Below are 3,380 nucleotides of genomic sequence, written 5' to 3'. Positions count from 1 at the left end.
TTTATTTTTATTGCCTACGAATGTTTAAAGCGTTTCGATTTATTTCGAGACGCTTTTTGTTTTTATGAAAACTTTATTTCATTAACTAGAATAAACAAAACACAACGATAAGTTAATTGTGTTTTTCCTCAAACTAATTTTTGCATTAAACTTGTGTTTTAAATCCTTGAAACCTATCTTTGCTTTTTATTTAAACTAAACCAATATTCACTATGCAATCAAGTCAATTAGATTATTTTCCAATACTGATGCAGATCCTTTTTGCAATCGCATTTGTGGCTGGAATAATCCTAATTTCAGGAAAATTAGGCCCTAAAAGATCATCCAATGTAAAAGATGCCAACTTTGAATGTGGAATTGAATCATTAGGCAACGCCCGTATCCCTTTCTCGGTAAAATATTTTGTAGTTGCCATTCTTTTTGTATTGTTTGATGTTGAAGTAATTTTTCTTTACCCTTGGGCTGTCAATTTTAAAGAAATGGGAATCGAAGGAATGGTAAAGATGGTAATCTTCATGCTTTTATTGTTGGTGGGATTTTTCTACATCATCAAAAAGAAAGCATTGGAATGGGAATAAAGAAGTTTTAAATTTCAAATTTTAGATTTTAAATTACTTCGATTTAAGATTATGGTTTGAAAAATAAATTTCTAAAAAATAAAGTATTGTTTTTTAAAATAGTGATTTCGATTTTAAGTTCTTTTAATCAGAAATCTAAAATCTAAAATTAAATGAGTGATTCAAATATAAAAATGGTTGCCCCTCCTGAAGGCGTTTCTGGCGAAGGTTTCTTTGCCACATCGCTGAATGAAGTTGTGGGATTGGCTCGTGCCAATTCGCTTTGGCCACTGCCTTTTGCAACTTCTTGTTGCGGAATCGAATTTATGGCAACTATGGCATCGCATTATGATTTGGGACGATTTGGCATGGAACGCAACAGTTTTTCTCCTCGTCAAGCCGACATGTTGTTAGTTATGGGAACCATTTCAAAAAAAATGGGACCAATTTTACGTCAAGTTTATGAACAAATGGCAGAGCCTCGTTGGGTAATCGCTGTTGGAGCTTGTGCTTCGTCTGGTGGTGTTTTCGACACCTATTCTGTTTTGCAGGGAATTGACAAGGTAATTCCTGTAGATGTTTACGTTCCTGGTTGTCCGCCAAGACCAGAACAAATTATTGATGGCGTAATGCGATTGCAAGACCTAGTAAAAAGCGAATCCGTAAGAAGAAGAAGTAGTCCTGAATATGAGGAATTATTGGCTTCTTATAACATAAAATAAGGAAATGACTTTAGAAACGACACAAATTCAAGATAAATTAGTGGAAACATTTGGCGAAAGCGTGTTCCATTTCAATCAAGAAAAAGACCTGTTTTCATTTGAAGTGGCAGCCGACAAAATTACCGCTGTCGTCCTTTTTTTGAAAAATGACCCAATATTACGTTTTCATTTCCTGACTGATCTATGCGGAGTTCATTATCCCGACAATGCCGTGGAAAGACAATTCGCTTTAGTGTATCACATGGACAATTGGTATGATAAAAAACGCATAAAAATCAAGGCGTTTATCAATGGGGAAAAACCAGAAATAAAAAGCCTGACAACTATTTTTCCATGTACCAATTGGATGGAAAGAGAAACGTATGATTTTTACGGAATCAATTTCATAGGACATCCACAGTTGAAACGTATTTTGAACATGGATGAAATGACTTCTTTCCCAATGCGAAAACAATTCCCGTTGGAAGATGGAGGAAGAACAGACAAAGACGACCGATTCTTTGGAAGAACGCCTCAAAATAAATAAATAATAAATAATTCAACATTATAAATGTCAGAACTATTATTACCACCAGAGCATCGATATGCTAAAAGAATAAGCGAAAACCTAAACGAAGACGGAAGCGAACTTTCGATCCTGAATTTAGGGCCAACGCATCCTGCAACCCACGGTATTTTTCAAAATGTCTTGTTGATGGATGGAGAAAAAATCCTCGATGCCGAACCAACTATCGGTTACATTCACAGAGCTTTTGAAAAAATTGCCGAAAACCGTCCTTTTTACCAAATCACGCCACTTACTGACCGAATGAATTATTGTTCATCACCCATCAATAACATGGGATGGTGGATGACTTTGGAAAAACTGTTGGATATCGAAGTTCCTAAAAGAGTTCAATACTTAAGAGTTATCGTGATGGAATTAGCCAGAATTGCGGATCACATCATCTGTAACTCGATTCTTGGGGTTGATACTGGAGCTTATACCGGTTTCTTGTACGTTTTTCAGTTTAGAGAAAAAGTTTATGAAATCTACGAAGAAATTTGTGGTGCTCGTTTGACAACAAATATGGGAAGAATGGGTGGTTTCGAAAGAGATTGGTCACCAGAAGCTTTCCGCAAATTGGACGTGTTTTTGAAAGAGTTTCCGGTTGCTTGGAAAGAATTTGAAAACTTGTTTGAAAGAAACAGAATTTTTATTGACAGAACAGTAAACGTTGGCCCTATTTCTGCCGAGATGGCAATGGCTTACGGATTCACGGGTCCAAACTTGCGTGCTGCCGGAGTTGATTATGACGTTCGTGTGGCGCATCCATATTCCTCATACGAAGATTTCGATTTCAAAGTTCCTGTTGGAAAATCAGGCGACACTTACGACCGTTTTTGCGTTCGTAATGCCGAAGTTTGGGAAAGTTTGAGCATCATTCGTCAAGCATTGGACAAAATGCCCGAAGGAAACGTTTTTCATGCCGATGTTCCTGAATATTATTTGCCTCCAAAAGAAGATGTTTACCAAGACATGGAATCCTTGATTTACCATTTCAAAATTGTAATGGGAGAAATTCCTGTTCCAGTTGCCGAAGTATACCATGCAGTTGAAGGCGGAAACGGAGAAGTAGGTTTTTATTTGGTAACCGACGGAAGCAGAACTCCTTATAGACTACACTTCCGCAGACCTTGCTTTATTTATTACCAAGCGTATCCCGAAATGATAAAAGGCGCAATGCTTTCGGATGCGATTGTTATTTTGTCAAGTTTAAATGTTATTGCCGGAGAATTAGACGCTTAAAAATTAAGATTGCAGAATACAGATTGCAGAATTCAGATTGAAAAATCTAAAATCTAAAATCTAAAATCTAAAATACAGAATGGAAAGAACACATTACAAACAAGAAATAAACATGACCGAGTCATTGATGAACCGCATCAATGAATTGATCAGTCATTACCCGGAAGGAAAGCAAAAATCAGCTTTATTGCCTGTTTTACACGAAGTTCAAGATGCTCACGACAACTGGTTGAGTTTTGAATTAATGAACAAAGTGGCTGAAATACTTCAAATCAAACCCATCGAGGTATACGAAGTGGTATCTTTCTACAC

Annotated in this window: 5 protein-coding genes; all 5 read left to right on the top strand. The window is 36.6% G+C overall.

All coding sequences use genetic code 11. From position 1 onward, the window contains the following. The first annotated feature begins 212 nt into the window (after positions 1-212). A complete protein-coding gene (locus tag C0430_RS12970) occupies positions 213-578 on the top strand; it encodes an NADH-quinone oxidoreductase subunit A (RefSeq protein ID WP_290870924.1) in 366 nt (121 codons plus the stop codon). A gap of 152 nt (positions 579-730) precedes the next feature. Continuing rightward, positions 731-1,279 (top strand): NADH-quinone oxidoreductase subunit B, encoded by a 549-nt coding sequence (locus C0430_RS12965; RefSeq protein ID WP_290870922.1) that lies wholly within the window; start codon positions 731-733, stop codon positions 1,277-1,279. Positions 1,280-1,283: 4 nt separating this feature from the next. Continuing rightward, on the top strand, positions 1,284-1,805 hold the full coding sequence (locus tag C0430_RS12960; protein ID WP_290870920.1) for an NADH-quinone oxidoreductase subunit C: 522 nt from the start codon (positions 1,284-1,286) through the stop codon (positions 1,803-1,805). A 24-nt stretch (positions 1,806-1,829) separates the two neighbouring features. After that, a complete protein-coding gene (locus tag C0430_RS12955) occupies positions 1,830-3,068 on the top strand; it encodes an NADH-quinone oxidoreductase subunit D (protein WP_290870918.1) in 1,239 nt (412 codons plus the stop codon). A 79-nt stretch (positions 3,069-3,147) separates the two neighbouring features. Beyond that, positions 3,148-3,380, top strand: a 233-nt coding sequence (locus tag C0430_RS12950) for an NAD(P)H-dependent oxidoreductase subunit E (protein WP_290870916.1), incomplete at its 3' end; no start/stop codon positions are given.

It is taken from the genome of Flavobacterium sp. (assembly GCF_013823965.1).
In the GTDB taxonomy this organism is placed as follows: Bacteria; Bacteroidota; Bacteroidia; order Flavobacteriales; family Flavobacteriaceae; genus Flavobacterium.
The sequence above is the reverse complement of the archived record's forward strand: the minus strand, read 5'-3'. Positions and strand labels throughout refer to the sequence as shown.